This is a genomic window from Sphingomonas sp. PP-CC-3A-396, from assembly GCF_004343105.1.
GTDB lineage: Bacteria > Pseudomonadota > Alphaproteobacteria > Sphingomonadales > Sphingomonadaceae > Sphingomonas.
In genome coordinates, this window is sequence record NZ_SLYF01000003.1 from 455,093 (window position 1) to 476,049 (window position 20,957).

Here is a 20,957-nt window from a genome sequence, read left to right on the forward strand (position 1 = left end):
GTAACTACTGCCGGGGGCAGAGTGGACGTGGCGCCGGACACACCGGCGCCACGAATTACGTCACGGCATGAGCACCGTGTCCACCACGTGGACCACGCCGTTCGACTGCATCACGTCTGCCGTCGTCACGGTCGACTTGCCGCCCTTGGCGTCGGTCAGCACGATCTTGCCGTTCGTGACGCGCGCCGTGAGCGCCTCGCCCTGCACGGTGGTGAGCGTCGCCTTGCCGCCCCCGGCCTTGATCGCGGCCAGCGCATCCTTCGCAGTGATCTTCCCCGGCACGACGTGGTAGGTCAGAATACCCGCAAGCTGCGCCTTGTTCTCGGGCTTGAGGAGCGTCGTCACCGTGCCGGCGGGCAGCTTCGAAAAGGCCGCGTTCGTCGGTGCGAACACCGTGAACGGGCCTGGGCCGGACAGCGTCTCGACGAGACCGGCGGCCTTCACGGCGGCAACAAGCGTCGTCAGGTTGCTGGCGGCAGAGGCATTCTGGACGATGGTTTTGCTGGCATACATGGCGGCACCGCCAACCTTCGGGTTAGCCGCGACCGCAATAACCGGCACCGCAACCGACAGTGCGAGGCAGACGCCCAATGTGCGCGCGATCCGTGATGTCATCTTGGTTCTCCTAGCATCATACACTCCCGTCTGCCGGCCACCGACAAGCGTTCGGGATCCTGAAACGACGGGCCTGAAGGGGAGTCACAGCGCCTTTTCGGGGCGCGCAATCACTCACCATCAGCCCGTCTGCGGTCTCGGCACTAGGCGTTCGCCAGGCAATACGGACCAAAGGACGGGTCCGACCTACCCCGATTGGCAATGCGATCCCCGATACGCTGCCGTGCGATCATATCCTCTCGTCGAGCGACGCGACGCTGGCCGGCACGGGATACGGCCCAAAGTCCGTATCGTGACACGATTGACGAGAGCGTAGCGAAACCCACCCGCGGGTCTGCCCCCACCAGCACCGATCGGGCGTTGCAGCCGTTCGCCCCTGTCGCGGTGCCGCATCCGCGGTTATCGCACGGGATCGAACGACCGCTCGTGGAGCGCCGCAGATCCTCTCCCGACTCCCAGGAAAGACGACCGTCATGACCCGCCAGCGCGCTATCGTAATCGGATCGGGGATCGGCGGCATCGCCTGCGCGATCCGCTTGCAGAGCCTCGGCTTCGATACGCAGATCGTCGAGCAGCTCGGCGATGTCGGCGGCCGCGCCTATGTCCGCCGCGTCGATGGCTTCGTCTTCGACATGGGCCCGACCGTGCTGACCGTTCCGCATTTCATCGAGGAGCTGTTCTCGCTCGAGCGCGACGCGGCGATGCTCGACGAACCGGACTTTCCGCCATCGGTGCTCGCCGAGGGTAGCCGCATCGTATCAGGCGCAAGCGGCGGCCCCAACACGCAGCGCTACGTCGACATCGTGCCGATCCTGCCATTCTACCGGATCTATTTCGACGACGGCAGTTTCTTCGATTACGATGCCGATCCGGTCAACGTGCGGGCACAGATCGCGCGGTTGGCCCCTGAGGATCTCGACGGCTACGAACGCTTCCACGAAGCCGCCCGCGCCATCTTCGAGCGCGGATTCCTCGAGCTCGGCTACACCTATTTCGGCTCGCTCGGCTCGATGGTCGGCGTCCTTCCCGACCTGTTGAAGCTCGGCGCGATCCAGCCGCTGTTTTCGCTGATCTCGAAATATTTCAAGAGCGACAAGATGCGGCAGGTGTTCAGCTTCGAACCGCTGCTGATCGGCGGCAACCCGCTCAAGGTCCCCGCAATCTACGCGATGATCCATTTCGTCGAAAAGACCTGGGGCGTGCATTTCGCGGTCGGCGGCACCGGCGCGCTGGTCAAGGCGATGGTCCGCAAGTTCGAGGAACTCGGCGGATCGGTGCGGTTGAACGCCAAGGTCGACCGGATCGAGGTGGAGAAGCGCGGCCGCAAGCGCGTCGCGACCGGCGTGACGCTGGCGAACGGCGAGACGCTGGCGGCCGATCTGGTCGTCTCGAACGCCGACTATGCGACCACCTATCTGAAGCTTGTCGACAAGGCGCACCGGCGGATCAATCGCGACGCGCTGGTCAAGTTCCGCAAGCAGAGCATGTCGCTGATGGTGATCTATTTCGGATACCGGATGCAGGACGGCGACCCCGACCTGCGCCACCACAACATCATTCTCGGCCCGCGCTACGAGGAGCTTCTGACCGACATCTTCGAGCGCAAGATCCTCGCCGACGACTTCTCGCAATATCTCCACATCCCGACGATCACCGACCCCAGCCTCGCGCCGGCGGGGCACCACGCGGCGTACACGCTGATCCCGGTCCCCAACAACCAGAGCGATATCGACTGGGATGCGGTCGGCGAAGGCTTTGCCGACACGGTGCTGACCTTCCTCGACGAACGCGGTTACATTCCCGGCCTGCGTGAGCGGATCGTCCATCGCAGCTTCGTGACGCCGGACTATTTCGAGGAGGTGCTGGGATCGCATCTCGGCAATGGCTTCGGCGTCGAGCCACGGATGACGCAGACCGCGTTCTTCCGCCCGCACAACCGTAGCGAGGATGTCGCGAACCTCTATCTGGTCGGCCAGGGCACGCAGCCCGGCGGCGGCACGCCCTCGGTGATGATGTCCGCCAAGATGACCGCGCGCGAAATCGCGCGCGACTTCGCGATCGATCCGCGGATCGTCGGCGGCGTGCCGTCGAAGGTTGGCGATGATCGAGCGCTGGCGATGGGGCTGGCGGGGGTCTGAACGGCCCGCGCGCGGCATGCGCGCTACGCGGCTGCCAGCATCTGCTCGGCAAGCTGCCGCCCGGATCGTGTGGCACCGGCAGCGGGCCAGCGCGTAACCACGCGAGCGCTGATCAGCCGTGCATAGCCTCGACGAACGCGTGATCGCTCATGCGCAGGATAGGCCTCCAATGCCGGCAAAGACGATCGTAACCGTCCCGCATGTCTTTAACCGGTGGCACCGGGACGTTGCTGCCCCGGTGCCGGATTGTGGAGTCCTCAGCCGGTCGGCAGCAGCACCTTGTCGATCACGTGGATCACACCGTTGGTGCAGGCGATGTCGGCGGTCACCACCTTGGCGCCATTGACGGTCACGCCGTCGGTGCCATCGACATGGACCGTTGCGCCGCCGGCGGTTGCCGGGTCGAGCACCTTGCCGCTCACGTCCGCCGCCATCACCGTACCGGGCAGCACGTGGAGCAGGAGGATTTCGGTCAGCTTGGCCTTGTTCTCGGGCTTGACCAGATCGTCGACGGTGCCGGCCGGCAGCGCAGCGAATGCATTGTCCGACGGTGCGAAGACGGTGAATGGCCCCTCGCCCTTCAGCGTGTCGACCAGCCCCGCGGCGCCGACTGCGGCGACCAGTGTCGTGAACGAACCCGCAGCGACGGCAGTATCGACAATATCATGCTTGGTATCGGTCATCTTGTTCGTCCTGAATCAGAGCAAATTAGTGCGTTTGCCAAGGTTCGACTGACGCAACGATCCGCCGCGGCCACCATCCGAGGCCGAAGATCAGAAATCGTCGCGCCGTGTCGTCGTCCGGCGCGCCCCTCATTCCACCCGGTCATGCGAGGCGCGATATGACCTTTCGGTCGTATGGAAATCGGCGTCGTCAATGCCACGTGCCAATCCACCCCCGGAAAGGGCTGCAGCTTTTCAAGCTGTTCCGGGATGTCGGCAGCGCTGCCGTAGGCATCCGAAAGCTTTTTCCAGCCAGGGTCACCAAGTCCGATCGCAACCCAGCCTAAGCGACGTATCCGATGTCCGCAAAACCCGGTTACGGAATGCACGGTCTTGTCGAGACTAATTGACGAGGGTCAGACCCGCGGAACCATCACGAACGGATCACTACACGTAATTCGGTCGGGGGCGTCGATGCGCCCAGATACCCGCCTTAGATAGTTGGGGACTTTCGCTGCACCGATCGTGATGTCGTACCACCCATGGCTTTTGCTTAGCGGCCAGCTACGCTGGGCTTCGGTCAGCGGCGTTACCAGGGTCGTCGCGCCGATGCGTTCGGTCCGCGCGATCAGCTCGTGCGTGCGGTGCCCGGCGGGAAGAAGCAATGTGATCTCGGTCGTGGTCGCGCGCCAGATCAGCCCGGACAACAGCGCCGGGTCGTCCCTGTGCCCCATGAAGTGTCGGTGAAACCCGTTCGGACCGAGCACCCAGAGATCGTAGCGGCCTTCGTGATCGAACGGCCAGCGCCCATCCAATGCGCGTCCGGGCTCGACCGTGAAGCGGCGCGGCGTCTGGGTCAGGTTGGTCCGATCATAGACGTGGAACACCGCAGCCTGCGTGCCGTCCGCCGCGAAGCGAAGCGTGATCGCGCCATCGGCGATTGTCTCGCCGACGGTCACCGCATACGGTAGCGGGCGAGCACGACGGATCCCGGGTTCCTGCCATGGAGGCGATGAACCGGCCGGTGCCTGCGGGCTTACCTGCTTGGGGATCGCGGCAGCCCGCGCGGCGTCGGTACGCGGATCGGGCATGGCGGCGAACGGCGCAGGATCTGCGGCGGTGAAGTCGAACGCGGAGGTCAGGTCACCGCAGACCGCGCGGCGCCAGGGCGTGATATTGGGCTCGTGAAAATCGAACCGCTTTTCGAGGAAGCGGATTACCGAGGTGTGATCGAACACCTGCGAATTGACCCACCCGCCCCGGCTCCACGGCGACACGACGTACATCGGCACGCGCGGGCCAAGTCCGTAGGGACGACCACGATAGGCGGCGAGATCGAGCGCCGCATCGCCCTTGCTCGGTTCCGTGTGATAGCTGCCGGCCAGATCGACCGTCGAGCCACCAAGTAGCGTGCCGTCAGCCGAACGCGATGGCGGCGCAGGGGGCGGGACGTGATCGAAGAAGCCGTCATTCTCGTCGAACATGACCAGCAACGCGGTCCGCGCCCAGACCTTCGGATCCGCGGTCAGCGCGTCGAGCACCTCTGCGGTATAGGCGGCGCCTTGCGCGGGGCTCGACGGACCGGGATGTTCCGAGCCTTTCGCGGTGGCGATCACGTACGACACCTGCGGCAGTCGCCCGGCGAGCACGTCGGCCCGCAACATGTCGAGCCCGCGTGTCGTCAGCGCACGGTCACGTAATGCAGGATCCCCGCTACCCTGGTGCGCGTCGCGAAACGTAGCGAAACCGACCAGCGGGTTGTCGGTGAAATTGTCCGCCATGTCTTGGTAGATGCGCCAGTCGACGCCCTTCGCCTGCAACCGCTCGACCACCGTCGTCCAGCGATACGGCTCGGCATTGCCGCCGTCCTCGGGAAAGCTGTCGTGCGAATTGCCGATCGCGGGGCCACCCAGCGTGCCGCCGGGATCGTTGGCGCCGCTCCACAAGAACAGGCGGTTGGTGTTCGTGCCGGTCTGGACCGAGCAGTGATACGCGTCACAGACCGTGAACGCTTCGGCGAGCGCGAACTGGAACGGGATGTCCTCGCGCCGGTAATGCCCCATCGCGCGCTGGCTCTTCGCCTCGGGCCAATGCGCCATCCGGCCCTCGTCCCAGCCGCGCTGCGCATCGGGCCAGCTGTGCGGCGTGCCCTCCATCCGCATCAGGTCGAAATTCGTGCGCGTGGCTAGATGGAACGGAAGGACGGTACGCGAGCCGCCGGCCGCCGTCCGGTCGCGCTGATACCAGACCGGCGCAGGCTTCATCGCATCGGCCGCCGAAGGCACGGGGATCGGCAACCGGTCGGCAAACCCGCGAACGCCGCGCAACGACCCGAAATAATGATCGAAACCGCGATTTTCCTGCATCAAGATGACGACATGCTCGACATCCATGATCGACCCCGTCTTCACGTTGGGCGCGATCGCCGCCGCCCGTGCGATCGCCGCGGGAAACGCGGACAGCGCCGCCCCGGTGAGGCTGGCACCTAGCAGCGAACGGCGGGAAACGTCGGTCATTGGGGCAATCCACATGTGAAGGACATGGTCCGCAAACGCCGACGAACCATGCCCATTTCAGATCAGAAGTCGAGCGACAGCGACGCGGTCACGGTCCGCGGCGTGCCGAGGAACGCCGAGCCACCATCGGCACTCGACAGATAGCGTTCGTCGGTTAGGTTGGTCGCCTGCACCGTGAACGACACGCCCTTAAGCTGCTCGCTCACCGCCTCCAGATCGGCGCCGACATAGCCGCTCACCAGCGTGAAGCTGCCGGCCTGGGCCTTGCCCTGCGTGTCGATATTGCGGTCGCCGACGAACTTGGTGGCGATACCCGCCTTGAAGATCGACTTCTTATAGTCCGCCGAGACCACCCACATCGTGCGCGGCGAATTGATCACCTGCTGGCCGGGCGTCACGCCGACATCGGCATCCTGCGCGGCGTTGCCGGTGCCGATATAGGTCGCGTGGTTGTAGGTGAAGCTGCCCGACAGCGTCAGCGGTGGCAGCACGCGGTAGGCGAGCGCCGCCTCGATACCGCGGCTCTTCACGCCGCCGACGTTGAGATACACGCTGTCCTGCTGTTCCAGATAGTCGATGCCGGTGACGAGGTTCGACGAGATCGAGACGATCTGGTTCTTGAACTTGATATCGTAGCCGGTCAGCGACGCCTGGATCCGCCCGGTGTTGTAGCGTGCGCCGATCTCGATGTTGTTCGCGGTTTCCGGCCGCAGGTTGCGGATCGTCTCGGGCGGCTGGCCGAGCGGACCGTTGCCGATCGCCGCGAAGTTCTGCGAATAGCCGGCGAACAGCTCCATGCCCTGCAACGGCGTCGCATAGGTCAGGCCGGCGTTGATCAGCGGATCGGAATGCGACTGGATCGACGTCGCGCTCAAATTGCCGAGCAGTTCGGTGCGGCTCTGGTCGAGGAAGAACTGCTTGACGCCGAGCCGTGCGGTGACCGGGCCATAAGTCACCGCGTCTTCGGCATAATACATCACTTCGTCGAGCCCGTAGTCGGTGCTGAACTGCACGTAATACGGCGTGCCGTCGAAGGCTGGCCCGACCCGCGCGTTGGTGATCTTGTGCCAGTCGCGAAGCTGGTTGGCGCGGCTGTGCTCGAACCAGAAACCCGCGCGGAACTGGTTCTGCACCACGCCGAAGTCATGCTGCCAGTCGACGTCGCTGGTGAAGCCCATGCGGTCGTTCTTGTAGTGGGTGTGGCGGTACGACATGACTGGCGTCGCGTTGGATGCGTAGCAGGTCGGCGAGTATTCGGCGGGCACGCCGCTGGTGCCGACGCACCCTGGCGTCAGGGTCGCCGCCGCACCGGTCGGCGTGACGAAGTAGATCTTGCCGAGCGCGTCGCTGCCGCGCACCGTCGGGCCGCCGACATATTCACTTTCCGGGTTGCCGCTGCCGTCGTTGCGGACATCGACAAGGTACGGCGGTGCGAAATCGCCGCGGCCGCGCATCCGGTGATAATAGCCTGCCGCCTGCAGCTTCACCTCGCCGAGTTCGGTACGGGCCTTCAGATACCCGAACAGGTTCTTCCGCAGCGCGCGCGAGGTCGGGCGATAGGCCTGGTCGACATACGGCAGCCCGGTCCAGCTGTCGGTATAGGCGTCATGGTTCGGGTCGTTCGCGAACTGCGCGGGCGAAACCGATCCGAACTCGGATTCATCCGCATCGTCGTACGAGACGAAGCCGGTCAGATCGACCGTGCCGACACGGCTCAGCACCTTGGCGTCGATATGGTCGCGGCTGGTCTTGCCCGATCCGCCGATCCAGTCGCGCACGCGTGAGGTCGACGCGCTGACATAGGCGGTAGTATTCGGCGCGATGGTGCCGGTATCGCCGCGTACGTAGAATTTGCGCGCACCGAAATCACCCCCGGCGGCAGTGAAGCGCAATCGGCTGTCCGCCGTCGGATCGGAGGTCACGTAATCCAGCGTCGCACCGAGCGCTTCGTTGGAGCGCGACGAGATGTCGGCAGTGCCCTGCGACACGTTGACGGTCTTCAGGTCGAGCACGTCGATATACCGGTTGGCGCGCGATCCTCCGCCATAGCCCGAGCCGCCGTTCGGCAGGCCGTCGATCGTCGAGCCGATCTGCTGGCCGCCGCCGCCGCCGCTGTTGAAGCCGCGGATGCTGATCGAGGTCGCCCAGTCGGACGAGCCGAAAGCGTCACCCTCCGCGACGAACACGCCGGGCAATTCGTTGATGACGTCGTTGACACTGGCGAGCGCGGACTGGCGCTCGATCATAGCCGTGGTCACGCGCGTGTTTGCGAATGCGGTCGACTGTCCGGTCACGACGATCTCGTCGCTGCGCGGCTGTTCTGGATCGCCAGCAGGCGTCGCGGACGGCGTTACGGTCGTCTGCGCGCGCGCATTCGTCGTCGCCGCGATCGCCAGGATCGCAGCCCCCATCATCCACTTGGTCATGTCGTCTTCCCCTTGCCACGGTCCGAGTATTGCCGGGCATCCTGTGACGCAGCCCTTGCAAGCGCCGTGTGACATGGCTGTGACATCGTGTGGATATTGTTGGTATTTTGTGGCTTGTACCCAACGGGAGATGCGGAGAAACAGGCCGTACAGGAGAAGCCGTGTGACGCAGTCGGATCGTATCGCCAGTCTGGTCGCGTTGCTCGAAGCGCGGGGCTCGTGTTCGATCACGATGCTCGCCGATCATTTCGCTGTGTCCGACGAGACGATCCGGCGCGACGTGCGGCAACTGGAAGCGAGCGGTCGCGCGTACAAGGTGCACGGCGGGGTCAAGCTTCCCGACAATCGCCTGGAGGCGCCGTACCGGCTGCGGATGCAGGCCCAGGCGGACGCAAAGCAGGCGATCGCGCGGCGTGCCGCAACGCTGATCGAGGACGGGATGACCGTGCTGATCGATTCGGGCACCACCTCGTGCTGGGTTGCACGCGCGCTCGCCGATCGGCGACGACTGACGATCGTCACGAACAACCTGGAGGTGGCGGGCGACATGCTCGGTTGCGACGGGATCCGCGTCTTCCTGGCCGGCGGCGCGGTCAACGTGGACTACCGCGCGACGTTCGATGCCGAGGCGATTCGCTACTCGCGCTGTTTCTCGCCCGATGCGACGATCCTGTCGATGGGTGCGATCGAAGCGAAGCGCGGCTTCATGGATTTCGAACCCGACGAGGCGGCGTACAAACGCGCGCTGCTCGATGGCGCGCGCCGAGTAATCGTCGTCGCCGACGCGGCGAAGTTCGACCGCGCCGGCACCGTCCATGTTGCCGACTTCGCGCAGGTCCACGATCTTGTTACCGACCTTCCCGCGCCACCGGCGATCGCCGATGCCGCGACACGCGCCGGCGTCCGGCTCCACACCCTCTGATCGCCCTCACCGCGTCGGCGGATGGCGGACGAACCAGAATGCCGAGACGAACGTCAGCACCAGCAGCGCGGCGCCGGTCAGCACGCCGGCATCGAGGAACAACCCGAGCCAGTTCCGCCCAGGGGCGGTCGTGCTCCGCATGAGCAACAGACCGATACTGCCCGAATAGCCGAACGCGTCCGCCAGATAGATCAGGAATCCCGCGGTGCCAGGCGACGGACTCGCGGCCATGATGCGGTCGAATAGGATCGCGCTGAACGGGGCATAGGCGAGGTAGATCCCGATGCCGGTCAGGATCATGCCGGTCACCGGCCCGATCGCCCCTGCGCGCAACGCCAGCATCGATCCGCCAAGGATCACGGCGCCCGCCATGATGACGCCGTGGATCGTGACCACCGCATACCGGTTGTCGCGCACCAGCCCCAGCATCGCCAGGCCGAGCAGCACGATCACCGCCACGGGTATCTCCGTCGCCACGTACAGCGCAGGCGTCGCCGGGTGATCGAGCGCCATCCACAGCTCGGGCGCGAAATTGTCACGGAGGTCCCGAAGTGCCGCCAGCATCGTATAGCCCGCAACCAAAGCGGTCACCGGCACCCAATGCCGCTTCAGATACGCGCGCCGCGCTGCCGCATCCATCGGCCTACGCACCCCTCTCGCGATCGAGTCCGCCGCATCCGGCGGGGGAGAACGCGTCAGCGCCGCCACGCCCACCAACAGCAGCGGCGTGAAGATCAGCCCGGTCAGCGCCGGCATCCAGAACGCGCTGACGCCGTGCTCCAGCAACAGGCTGCCGACCGACCGCGTCACGCCCGACGACAAGATGAAGCTCGCGGTCAGGATCGACGCCAGCACCTCCGAATTGCGCCGCCCCTCCAGATAGCTGAACACCAGTCCCCAGATCATCCCGAGCGGCAACCCGTTCAGCAGCATCGCCAGCGGGCCAAACCGGGCAGGCAACAGCGCCAGCAGCAACAACGCCGCCCACGCCGCGCCGACCAGCGACAGGATCAGGCGCGTGCGGTGCTCCGGCCGATGGACCGACACGACATGCACGCCAATCATCTTCGACAGCGCATAGCCGACCGCTTGGGACAGGATCAGCGCCGTCTTGTAGTCGAGCCCGGCAAACACGGCCGGCACGCCGTCGAACCCTGCTGCCGCGATTGGCTTGCGAAACCCGTACATCGCAAAATACACGCAGAACGCGGCGATGCCCGGCGCGGTCGCCGTCAAGCTGGTTGGGAGGCGCATCGACGACGACAGGGACCGTAAGTTCACCGGCAGTCGCTAGACCAGTCACGTTTCATCCGCGTGACGCCGTTTCGCGTCAGGCTGCCTCACCCCTCCACCAGATCCGGATCACCGCAAGGAAGCCGCGGTACGCCACCAGGTTCTTCCACAGCCTGGATCCGGACAACCCTTCTTCCATGACCGCGTTGCCGCCTCGCGACGTCAAATCGCTCAAGACTCCTTCGTCCATCCGATGGCATTCAGGAGGACGTCGAACAGATGTGTATTTGCGAAAAAGCCATGGATAGTCTCGGCCCCAGGCCCCGAGGCGGCGGCGATGACTTCCTCGCCGGTATGACCGTCCTGGACCCCGATCACGTCGTTGCTCGCGATCGTGGCGCCTGGTTTGGCCGCGGCCGCGGCAAACTGTTCGGCGAGCGGTGCGTCACGATCGCCGTCCGACATGCGCAGGCCAAAGCTGTGGTCGGCCGTGAACAGGATGAGCGTATCCTTGCCTGCAATGGCGCTGACGCGGCGGATCATGTCATCCATCTCGATGACATGGCGCAGCCCCGCTTGCGGATTATCGGTGTGCATGTCCCATTCGACCATCAGGAAATAGCCCTTTGGGTTGCGCGCGAGTTGGCCGATCGTTGCCTCGACGGCCGGTAGCGGCGCGTAATCGTCGTCGCGCAGAACGGCGGCCCGCGCAGCGGTGCGAACGAGCGCCGGATCCGAACCGTAGCGATACCCCGCCTTGGCAAAGGCCTGCTCGGGCGTCTGCTGGATCTTCCCAAAGGACGCGACCGCGTCCTTGCGGCCCTTGCCGATCAGGATGTCGACACCGTTGCCAAACCGGGGCGCCAACATCTGACGGAAAATCTCGTCCTTGTCCTTGCGGGACGCGACGTGCGCGTAACACGCTGCCGGGGTAGCATCCCAGATCGGCATGTTCGTGACGACCCCGGTAGAAAGACCGTGCTGCTCGGCATATTCGAGGAACGTCTTGACCGGCTTCACCTCGCCGCCCGAGCTCGCCGGCACGACCGATACCATCGCATTGTTCGTCTTCCGCCCGGTCATGATCGCAGTCATGCCCGCAGCGGAATCCGTCACCCATCGGTTGAGCGACGAAGTGTCCGATAAGCCGACATGCGGCATCGACTGGATGTACAGGGATTGCGGTTTATCGTGCGCAAGGATACCTGCGGCGTTAAGCGTCGGCAGACCGCCGGCATCGCCCAGGAACACGATGACGTTGCGGGGCTTTACGGGTCGCGCTTGAGCGGACGCTGCGCCGCTCCCCACCAGACCGGCGGCCAGACAGCACGCTGCCAATACATCCTTACGCAACGTGCGTTCGGAAGTGCTTCCGGTTCTTGTCATTGGTCGAGTCCCAGACTGGTAACGTTTTCGAGCGAAGATTTGTGAGTTGTCGCTACAGCGAGCATCTTACCCAATTGTGACAGCAGCGTCTGCGATCCCGCTGCGAAACCGCGCCCCTTAAAGGCGGCCAGGAATGACACCCGTCACCGTCCAGTCACGCAATCATCATGGGACAGTAATGTTACCGTAGTTCCGCCGTCATAGCCCGCCCCCATAGCGCTGTGGACACGTCGGCCGGCAAGGCCGGGACACATTGGGGTTCGAGTTACCATGCAGACGATCACGATACTGCGGGGGACCGCGGCGTTGATGGCCATCGCCGTCGCCACCGGCCCGGTCGATGCACAATCAGCGCCGATCGCACAAAAAGACACTATGTCGGCGCCCGATGCCGGTTCCGGAGATGAGATCCTGGTTACGGGCCGCCTCGGCACCGTCGCGCAGAAGAAGGTGGATGCGAGCTATTCGATCACCACGATCAGCGAGAAGGACCTGCGCGAGCGCGCGATCGGCAACCTGGCCGAGGCGATGCAGCAGATCCCGGGCGTGTGGGCGGACTCCTCAGGCGGCGTTGGTGCGAACAACACGCGCGTGCGCGGCATCCCGCGTGGCGGCTACGAGTCGCTCGCGGTGTACGAGGACGGCCTGCCGATCCAGCACGATCCCGGGATCAACTGGGTCAATGTCGACCAGTTCCTCCGCATCGACGAGACCTATTCGGGGATCGAGGCGGTTCGCGGCGGCCCGTCCTCGATCTTCGCCGCCAACGCGCCCGGCGGCCTCGTCAACTTCATCCCGCGCAAGGGCACGCCGCAGCTGAGCGGCCTGCTCAAGCTGACGACGTCCGATTACGGCCAGATCCGCGGCGACGCGTGGCTCGGCGGGCCGATTGCGGACGGGTGGCGCTTTTCGGTCGGCGGCTATTACAACAAGGACCAGGGCATCCGCGATCCGGGGCCGGCGGCGAACAACGGCGGCCAGGGCCGCGTGCTGATCTCCAAGGATTTCGCGCGGGGCAGCATCTCGTTCGGCGTGAAGTACATGGAAGATAACAACTTCTTCTTCGACGCCATCCCATTGGTGCGCAACGGCGACGATCTGAAGCCGCTCGCGCCGTTCAACGGCCATGACGACACGCTGACCGGGCCGCAGGACGGTCGCGTCCAGATCAAGACGCCCGACGGCATCCGCAAGGCGCAGTTCAACCTGTTCAACCAGACGAGCGACCTGCAATTCACGCTGAAGGGCAATACCGAGTTCGACGACGGCACGACGATCAGCGGCGGGTTCCGCTATCGCGACTCCACCACCGATCGCAACGCGCGCGGGCTGAAGAGCCTCAACACGCAGGCGGCGCAATTGTCCTCGGTCCGTGCCAACGCGGTCAAGGCGTTCGCAGGCCGCGGCGCGACCGACGTGCGGCTGGTCTATAACGACGACGGCAGTGCGTACGGCGCCAATGCGAACGGCAACGGCCTGGTCGGGGTCAACACCTTCCAGTCGATCCAGAATCCGATCAAGGAGACCATGGGCCTGATCGAACTCGGCCATGTCTACGAGACCGGGATCGGTCGCCACGACGTGAAGCTCGGCCTGTACGGCACCACCGCCGACTGGGCGCACGACCGCAACGACGGCGTCGGCCTGACCGAAGTCGCGCCGAACGCAAGGCTGCTCGATATCGTCGCGGTAAACGCGGCCGGGCAAGTGGTGGGGCGCGTCACCGACACCGGTATCCAGCGCTACGAGGCACGGTTCGCGCATTCCTATGGCGGGTATGAAGACGTCGCGTTCTACATATCCGACGAGTGGCAGGTCACGCCGAAGCTGCGCGTCGATGGCGGCTTTCGCTACGAGACGATCTGGATTCACGGCTATTCGGAAGGCGTGAAGAGCTTCAACCTCGGCAATGCCGACACGCTCGCCGACGATAACGTCCTGTACGGCTCGGGCGTGTTCAACCGCTTCGACCCGAAGTTCAGCGATCACAGCTACACGATCGGCGCCAACTGGCAGTTCATCCCCGAAGCCGGCATCTTCGGTCGCTACACCAGCACCTACCGCCTGCCGCAGATCGGCCAGTACCGCGACAACGTGCTGCCGACCGGCATCCGCAGCCAGTCGATCGAACAGGCCGAGGCGGGCGTGAAGTTCCAGAAGCCCTGGGGCAGCCTGTACGCCACGCTGTTCTACAATTCGTTCAAGGACGTGCAGTTCACCAACACCTATATCGATCCGGCCAGCTTACGCATCGTCCAGGAGATCAACTATGGCGACGTCAGCACGACCGGGGTCGAGCTGGAAGCGAACCTGAAGCCGGTGCGCTGGTTCGACGTCTCGGCGACCGCGACCTACCAGGAGCCGAAGTTCAAGAACTACACCTACAACACGATCGTCGCCGGAGCGCCCGTCACGACCTCGTTCGACGGCAATCGCCCGTCGAGCATGCCGAAGGTGATGGCGAGCATCCGGCCACGGGTATCGCTGATCGGCGGTCGGCTGCGCGTGCTGGGCGAATGGCGGTATGAGGGCGACAAGTTCAACGACGATTCCAACCTCGTGAAGCTGCCGGCGTTCTCGGTGTTCAACGCCAGCGCCGAACTGGACGTGACGCAGAACGTCACCGTGCAGGTGAAGGGCACCAACCTGTCGAACGCACTCGGGCTGGGCCAGGGCGGCGGACAGCAGCTCGTGCCGGGGGCGGCGGATGGTGCGGTGATCCTCGCACGACCGATCTTCGGCCGCGCAGTGCAGGGTTCGGTGTTATTCAAATTCTGATCGGGAGAGTATCCGTGAAGCGATCGATCTTGGCGGGGCTGACCCTCGGTCTTCTTACCCAAACGGCAATGGCGCGCGATACCGCGCCGCCGCTGCGGATCAACGACGTGGCGGTGATCGGCACGCATAACAGCTATAAACAGCCGATGCCTGCCACGACGATGGCGAAGGTCCGTGCGGCCGATCCGGCGATGGCGGATGCGCTCGACTATTCGCATCGTAGCCTTGTCGAGCAACTCGATGCCGGCGCCCGGCAACTCGAGATCGACGTGAACTACGATCCGCAGGGCGGGCATTACGCGCGCGGCTCGAACGATCCGAAGCTCAGACGGCCGGGCTTCAAGGTGCTGCACATCCCCGGCATCGACAACGCATCGAGCTGCGTCCTGCTGACCGAATGCCTGACGATCATCCGCGACTGGTCGGCAAAGCATCCGCGTCACGTGCCGATCCTGCTGATGTTCAACGCCAAGGACGAGCGCAACGCCGCGCGGGGTGGGATCCACGCGCTGCCGTTCGACGAGACGGCGTATGATGCGCTCGATGCGGAAATTCGCTCGGTGATGGCGCCGGCCAAGCTGATCGTGCCCGACGATGTGCAGGGTCGCTATCCGACGTTGCGTGACGCGGTGCTGGCGGACAACTGGCCGTTGCTGGAGTCCTCGCGCGGCAAATTCCTGTTCGCGCTCGACGAGCCGCCCGCCAAGGTCGCAGTGTACCGGGGCAAGCGGCGCTCGCTCGAAGGGCGCGTGTTCTTCATCAACACCGACGAAGCCTCGCCTGCGGCCGCCTATCTGACGCTCAACGACCCGGTCCGCGATGCTGACCGGATCCGCCGCGACGTCGCCGCCGGGTTCCTGGTCCGCACCCGCGCCGACGCCAACACGCGCGAAGCTCGCGCTAACGACATCGTCCCACGCGACACCGCGCTGGCAGGCGGCGCGCAATATGTCTCGACCGACTATCTCTGGCCCGATCCGCGGCTGCCCGGCGGCTATCACGTTGCCCTGCCCGGCGATCTGGTCGCGCGCTGCAACCCCGTGCGCCGTCCCAAGGGCTGCGGCGATCTGGAAGGCGCTGCAAAGTGATCCGCAGCCTGTCGCTGCTCGCGGTCCTCGCGCTGACAGGCGCGGCGGATGGTCCCGCGGCTTATCTCGCGAACCAGCCGATGCCGGACCTGATGCAGGTCCTGCCCGCCCCGCCCAGGCCCGGTTCGCCGCAGGATGCCGACGACCGCGCAACCTTCCAGCAAACGCGCGCGCCGCTCGGTACGCCGCGGGGCGAGATGGCAACCCGCGACGTCACCGACGACCGCTTCACCGTCTTCGCCTGCGCGATCGGCCGTACGCTCGATACGACGTCGTCCCCTGCCCTCACCCGCATCTTCGCGCGAATGAGCGACCAGGGCATGGTCGGCCGCGCCAAGGATGGCTTTGCCGTCAAGCGTCCGTACCTGAGGGACGACCTGCCGATCTGCGAACCCAAGACCGCGCATCTGGCGGGCAATGGCGACTATCCCTCGGGCCACACGACTTCGGGGTGGTCCGCCGCGCTGATCCTCGCCGAACTGATGCCGGATCGCGCCACCCGGATCCTGCGCCGTGGACGCCAATATGGCGAGAGCCGCTACATCTGCGGATCGCACAGCCGAAGCGCGGTCGAGGCGGGCTATATGGCAGGATCGGTGCTGGTCGCGATGCTCCACACCTCGCCGGACTTCAGGCGTGAGATGGACGTGGCGCGATCGGAACTCACCGAGATTAAAGCGCCTGCACCGGACGCGGAGCGGTGCAGGGCCGAAGCAAAGGGCGCCGGTCACGGATGATCATCGGCCGTCACGCGCGCTCGGATATGGAATGTGTTGTCCGCCACTTCGTCCATGTCGAACGGGACCGCCATGCGATAGCCGTCCTTGGCAAGCGCGGTCGCCAGTCCGCCGAGCAACATTTCCTGTCGCCGATCCAGATCGTTCTGCGACACCAGCGGGCGGATCGTCGCGGTCAGCGAGCATTGCCTGGCCCGGCATTCCATCGCGACCTCGGATAGCAGGGGATACACACGGCGGAGGTCCGCAACCGCAGTCTCGACTGGCATTGCGGTCGGTGCGACGCGGGTAGGCCTGATCGGGGTGAGCGGTACGGCCTTGGCGGCGGTAATAGGCGCGCCGCGGACCACGACGATCCCCGTTGCCGGATCCGAACGCGCACGAGGATGCCATCCGGCGATTATCCCGCTCACGGCGAGCATCGACGTCACGCCGAGCAACACCGCACCGGATCGGAAACGAACGCTTTGCATACGGCCTCCCCAGTGTTGAAGGAACCTGCGCCGCCGGGACATTGGCGGCGCAGGGTATCGATCAGCAGATGGTGGAGCCCGATGGGCATCCCGGCGAGTCACCGCCGGCATCGAGGTTGGCGTCGAACCCGGGGGCGATGCCGCTCGCATTGGCGGCCGCGAGCGTGCCTGCGAACCGGGCGTCCTTGTTATCGAAATTCGCGCCCTTGAAATCATAGTTGGAAACCGCGTTCCTGACCCCGACCGACGGATAGCCGTTCCAGCTTACCAGCGGCTGGATCAGCCATTGCCCGGTGCCGTTCTCGGCGGGCTCGTCGCCGCCGTCGGTCTTGGAGAAGCGCCACAGATGGGAGAAGCCCCAGGTCTCGTAATGGAAGACGAGCTTTGCGTGCTCGCCGCTCGGGTCGCTGACGAAGCGGAGTTGATCGCCGCTGCGCGTATCCCATTTGCCATGATCGCCGCGCGTGACACCGACGACGCGGCTGCCGGTGCCCTGGTCGGTTGTCCAGACGATGATCGATTCCCAGTCATAGGCGTGCGAGAAATCGGACTGCCAGAAATAGCTGTAGACCCGCCCGCAATAGCCGTTGTTGCAGCGGCTGCGCGCATAGACGTTGCTCTGCGTGCGATGGCTGGCGCTGCGGCACGATGCCGGTGGTCGCGTGGCGTAAGTGGATGCCGCCGGGCTGATCGCGCCTGCCGCGTCCACGGCCGGCACGTTGAAGCAGACGTCGGTGTCGAAGTCGATCGCAGGCTGGAAGCGTTTGTCGAGCGCGGTGGCACGTTCGAGCAGCGGCGAGACCGGCGCCGGCCAGCCTTGTGCGAATGCGGGCGTCGCCTGCGCCACCAGCATGGCAGCGGCGGTGCCGATCATCAGGGATAGCCGGCTCGTCGAAACATGGCTTTTCATACAAACTCCCGTTGCAGGATGTCGTGAGGTACGCCGTACGCTCTCGTCCGAGGCGAACACGCCGCGGACGTGGAGTTCAGAAACTGGTCGTCACGCCGAAGGTGAAGATGCGGCCGCTGCGGGTGTAGACGAGCGTCCGGTCGGTCGAGAGATCGGTGAACTGCTCGATCGGCCGGTTGGTGACGTTGATCCCCTCGACGACGAAGCGCAGGTTCTTGACCGGGCTGTAGCGAATCTGGAAATCGACATTGTTGGTCGGGCGGATGCCGTCGCCGACATTGGCATTGCCGCCTGCCCCCGTCAGATACCGGCTGCGATACGCGGTCGAGACCCGCGCACCGAAGCGCTCGGTCTCGAAGTACAGCGTCGCGTTGGCCGCCCATTTCGACAGATTGTAGAGCGGGATGCTTTTGACGACGCCGTTGTAGACCGCGGTCTGATCACCATCGATCCAGGTGCCGTTCGCGACTATGCCGAACCCGTCGAACGGCGCTGGCAGGAAAGTGAAGTCGTGCTGGAACGCCGCCTCTATACCCTTGATGCTGGCACCGTCTCCGTTGATCGGGCGCGTGTAGTTGTACGGCGTCGTGCCGTCTTGGCCGGGCAGCAGCAGCGAGACCGGAAAGCCTGTTGCGCTATAGGGGACCTGCGACGTCTCCGACGTGATGAAGCTGTTGAGGTCCTTCCAGAAGAACCCGACCGACGCGAACCCGTTGCGATCCATGTAATATTCGAGCCCCGCCTCCGCCGAAGTCGACCGGAACGGCTGGAGATTGGGGTTGCCGACCGAGACGGACCCACCGAACGGCGCCACGGTCAGCGTCCCCGCCGCGGCAAGTTGAGGGAGGCCGGGACGGTTGACGTTGCGGCTGGCGGAGGCGCGCGCGATCAGCTTCGGCGTGATGTCGAGCGCCACGTTGAGCGCGGGCAGCCAATCGTCGTTGCTGGTCCCGACCGTCACCGGCTGGAGCGTCGTTACGCCGTTGGTCGCGGTGGCCAGCGAACCGCTCGAGACCAGGTCGGTATGATAGTAGCGGACGCCTGCGTTACCGCGCAGCCGCATCGACCCGATATCGGTATCGAGATCGAGCTGCGTAAAGCCCGCCCAGGTCTTTTCACGGATGCGAAAGTCGCTGCCCGCGGTCAGGTTGGCGGCGGTCAGGTCCCGGTTGTTGCCGAGCAGTGCGTAGATCCCGGCGATGTCACCGCCGATATACGGGAGCAGGCTGTCGCGGTTGATCACGTATTTCAGTGCGTCGGGTATCGCGCGATCGCTGGTCGCCGCGGTGCCATAGAAGATGTTGGTGAGATACTGATACCCGCTGTTGGTGAAGCGCTTGTATTCGCCGCCGACCTCCAGCTTCAGGATCGGCGTGAGATCGTAGACCGCCTGGAGCTGACCGTTGAGATAGTCGCTCTTGATCATGTTCTCCTGCGTCACCAGCCGCTGGACGTTCCAGTTCGCGGGGTTGGCGAGGTCGAAGCCGTAGGTGTTCACCGGGATCGTCGGCTGCATGTCGAAACTGAACGCGGTGTTGCGCGCCTGCAGGAAGATCTTGTCGAACGTCGGCTGCACGAAATTCGACTTCTGGTACCCACCGAGCGCGGTCAGCTTCAGCCGATCGCCGACGTCCCAGCTTACATTCGCCACCGCCTGGTAGAAATCGGTCTGGTTCTCGACGCGGTGATGCTCGGTGCGCTGATCGATACCGGTGTAACTGGCGGCGACGAGCGAATTGCGCTGGATCGTCGCGGACCGGATGACCTGCGTACCGCTGACGTTGCCGGTCAGCGCGTTGTAGCCGCCTGCCGCGATTGCCCAGTCGTCGCGCTTGTCGGCAAGGTGTCCGTACAGCAGGTCGACGTCGATCTTAAAATTCTCGCCGGGATGATATTGCAGCGCGCTCGTGACGCCGATCCGCTCGCGATCGGTGTACCAGGTCGATGGCGATTGCGCCTGAGGCGCGAAGATCGTGCCGCCGCGCAACAGTGCCCGCGTCGGTGCGTCGATCTCCGGACCGATATTGTTCGCGCCGTAGGTGACCTTGCCCCAGTTCCAGTTGCGATAGCCATATTCGTTGTTGCGAACCTTCGAATAGGCGACCGAGACGAGCGCACCGAAATCACCCTGGCGCTGCGAGAACAGGCCGACGAGCCGCGGGGTGACTCCGCTGGTCTGGTCGTTGGTCTGGGCCTTTGCGGACAGCACGATCTTCTGGCCGTCATAGTCGAACGGCTTGGCGGTGAAGAGCTGCACCGTGCCGGCGATGCCGCCCTCGTCCTGGTTGGCGGCGTAGCTTTTCTGCACGCTGACGCGGTTGAACAGCTCGGACGCGAACAGACTGAAATCGAAGCCGCGGCTGCGACTGACGTTGCCGCGGTTGTCCATGCCGGAGGCGGTGTTGCCGAGGACTTCCATGCCGTTCAGCTGCGTGCGCGTGAAATCGGGGCCGAGACCGCGCAGGGCGATCTGGCGCCCCTCGCCGGTGTCGCGCGTGATCGCGACACCGGGGACGCGTTGCAGTGCCTCGGCGAGGTTCATGTCGGGAAACGCGGCGATGTCGGACGCGACGATGTTGTCTTCGGTCCCGACCGCGCGACGCTTCAGGTCTTGGGCGGCCAGCAAGCTGCTACGATAGCCGTTGACGACGATGTCCGGGGTGGTCTCCGGCGTTTCCCGCGTGAGCGTGGTGGCCTGCGCCGCGGCGGCTACGACGACCGGCGCACGCGAGCCGACGATGCTTGGCGTTGGCGGTGCCTGGTCCCGGCGGAGGATCGTCACGCCGTTGCTCTCGACCGGACGCAAACCCGTGCCGCGTAGCAGCATCGCGAGCGCAGCCGACGTGGTAAGCCGTCCGCTGACGCCCTTGGTCCGCTGCCCATGAACGAGCGCGGGCGCGGCGATGACCTGCATGCCGGTGACGCTCGAATAGGCTGACAGCGCCCGTGCGAGATCGCCCGCGGGAATGGCAAACATCCGTGCGCCCGTCGACTGCGCATCCGCCACCGTCGGTGCGGCTAGAGCGAACGCTACCAAGGCCAGTGCCGACGTTCCGTGAAACCGCGTCATCAT

At 65.0% G+C, this 20,957-nt stretch carries 15 protein-coding genes; 5 read left to right on the forward strand and 10 right to left on the reverse strand.

Annotated features, from left to right (window positions below; genetic code table 11):
• Positions 1 to 60: 60 nt before the first annotated feature.
• Positions 61 to 615 (reverse strand): fasciclin domain-containing protein, encoded by a 555-nt coding sequence (locus C8J40_RS08125; protein WP_132896567.1) that lies wholly within the window; start codon positions 613 to 615, stop codon positions 61 to 63.
• 473 nt (positions 616 to 1,088) lie between these two features.
• Between C8J40_RS08125 and crtI the strand changes: the two genes are divergently transcribed.
• On the forward strand, positions 1,089 to 2,753 hold the full coding sequence (crtI, locus tag C8J40_RS08130) for a phytoene desaturase family protein (protein WP_132896568.1): 1,665 nt from the start codon (positions 1,089 to 1,091) through the stop codon (positions 2,751 to 2,753).
• Positions 2,754 to 3,010: 257 nt separating this feature from the next.
• Here crtI and C8J40_RS08135 read toward each other — a convergent pair whose 3' ends face one another.
• From C8J40_RS08135 to C8J40_RS08150, 3 genes are all read right to left on the reverse strand, one after another.
• On the reverse strand, positions 3,011 to 3,436 hold the full coding sequence (locus tag C8J40_RS08135; protein ID WP_132896569.1) for a fasciclin domain-containing protein: 426 nt from the start codon (positions 3,434 to 3,436) through the stop codon (positions 3,011 to 3,013).
• 395 nt (positions 3,437 to 3,831) lie between these two features.
• Complete coding sequence (locus C8J40_RS08145; protein WP_132896571.1) at positions 3,832 to 5,931, reverse strand: phospholipase C, phosphocholine-specific; 2,100 nt, start codon at positions 5,929 to 5,931, stop codon at positions 3,832 to 3,834.
• Positions 5,932 to 5,993: 62 nt separating this feature from the next.
• The gene (locus tag C8J40_RS08150) at positions 5,994 to 8,357 is read right to left on the reverse strand and encodes a TonB-dependent receptor (protein ID WP_132896572.1); all 2,364 of its coding nucleotides are present in this window, start codon (positions 8,355 to 8,357) and stop codon (positions 5,994 to 5,996) included.
• A gap of 163 nt (positions 8,358 to 8,520) precedes the next feature.
• Between C8J40_RS08150 and C8J40_RS08155 the strand changes: the two genes are divergently transcribed.
• Complete coding sequence (locus C8J40_RS08155) at positions 8,521 to 9,279, forward strand: DeoR/GlpR family DNA-binding transcription regulator (RefSeq protein WP_243693272.1); 759 nt, start codon at positions 8,521 to 8,523, stop codon at positions 9,277 to 9,279.
• A 6-nt stretch (positions 9,280 to 9,285) separates the two neighbouring features.
• Here C8J40_RS08155 and C8J40_RS08160 read toward each other — a convergent pair whose 3' ends face one another.
• Genes C8J40_RS08160 through C8J40_RS08165 form a run of 3 tightly spaced genes read right to left on the reverse strand, consistent with a single transcriptional unit; the run spans position 9,286 to position 11,865 of the window.
• Positions 9,286 to 10,560: a DUF5690 family protein gene (locus tag C8J40_RS08160; RefSeq protein ID WP_207901165.1), complete on the reverse strand. Its 1,275-nt coding sequence runs from the start codon at positions 10,558 to 10,560 to the stop codon at positions 9,286 to 9,288.
• A gap of 49 nt (positions 10,561 to 10,609) precedes the next feature.
• Positions 10,610 to 10,747 carry a hypothetical protein gene (locus tag C8J40_RS20555; RefSeq protein ID WP_207901166.1) on the reverse strand — a complete coding sequence of 46 codons (138 nt, stop codon included), beginning with the start codon at positions 10,745 to 10,747 and terminating at the stop codon, positions 10,610 to 10,612.
• Complete coding sequence (locus C8J40_RS08165; protein WP_243693273.1) at positions 10,744 to 11,865, reverse strand: alkaline phosphatase; 1,122 nt, start codon at positions 11,863 to 11,865, stop codon at positions 10,744 to 10,746. Before C8J40_RS08165 ends, C8J40_RS20555 begins: the two co-directional genes overlap by 4 nt.
• 303 nt (positions 11,866 to 12,168) lie before the next feature.
• On the opposite strand from C8J40_RS08165, the gene C8J40_RS08170 reads away from it, so the two are divergent.
• Genes C8J40_RS08170 through C8J40_RS08180 form a run of 3 tightly spaced genes read left to right on the forward strand, consistent with a single transcriptional unit; the run spans position 12,169 to position 16,501 of the window.
• On the forward strand, positions 12,169 to 14,676 hold the full coding sequence (locus tag C8J40_RS08170; protein ID WP_132896575.1) for a TonB-dependent receptor: 2,508 nt from the start codon (positions 12,169 to 12,171) through the stop codon (positions 14,674 to 14,676).
• A 14-nt stretch (positions 14,677 to 14,690) separates the two neighbouring features.
• Positions 14,691 to 15,764, forward strand: coding sequence for a phosphatidylinositol-specific phospholipase C1-like protein (locus C8J40_RS08175; RefSeq protein WP_207901167.1), 1,074 nt, complete (start codon positions 14,691 to 14,693; stop codon positions 15,762 to 15,764).
• Positions 15,761 to 16,501 (forward strand): phosphatase PAP2 family protein, encoded by a 741-nt coding sequence (locus C8J40_RS08180; protein WP_132896576.1) that lies wholly within the window; start codon positions 15,761 to 15,763, stop codon positions 16,499 to 16,501. The genes C8J40_RS08175 and C8J40_RS08180 overlap by 4 nt, the downstream gene beginning before the upstream one ends.
• Here the strand turns inward: C8J40_RS08180 and C8J40_RS08185 are convergent.
• The 3 genes from C8J40_RS08185 to C8J40_RS08195 all read right to left on the reverse strand — a co-directional run bounded on the left by C8J40_RS08185 (position 16,492) and on the right by C8J40_RS08195 (position 20,957).
• A complete protein-coding gene (locus C8J40_RS08185) occupies positions 16,492 to 16,974 on the reverse strand; it encodes a hypothetical protein (protein WP_132896577.1) in 483 nt (160 codons plus the stop codon). The genes C8J40_RS08180 and C8J40_RS08185 overlap by 10 nt on opposite strands.
• A 61-nt stretch (positions 16,975 to 17,035) precedes the next feature.
• Positions 17,036 to 17,884, reverse strand: a complete 849-nt coding sequence (locus tag C8J40_RS08190; RefSeq protein ID WP_132896578.1) for an NPP1 family protein — start codon at positions 17,882 to 17,884, stop codon at positions 17,036 to 17,038.
• A gap of 76 nt (positions 17,885 to 17,960) precedes the next feature.
• Positions 17,961 to 20,957, reverse strand: coding sequence for a TonB-dependent receptor (locus tag C8J40_RS08195; protein WP_243693274.1), 2,997 nt, complete (start codon positions 20,955 to 20,957; stop codon positions 17,961 to 17,963).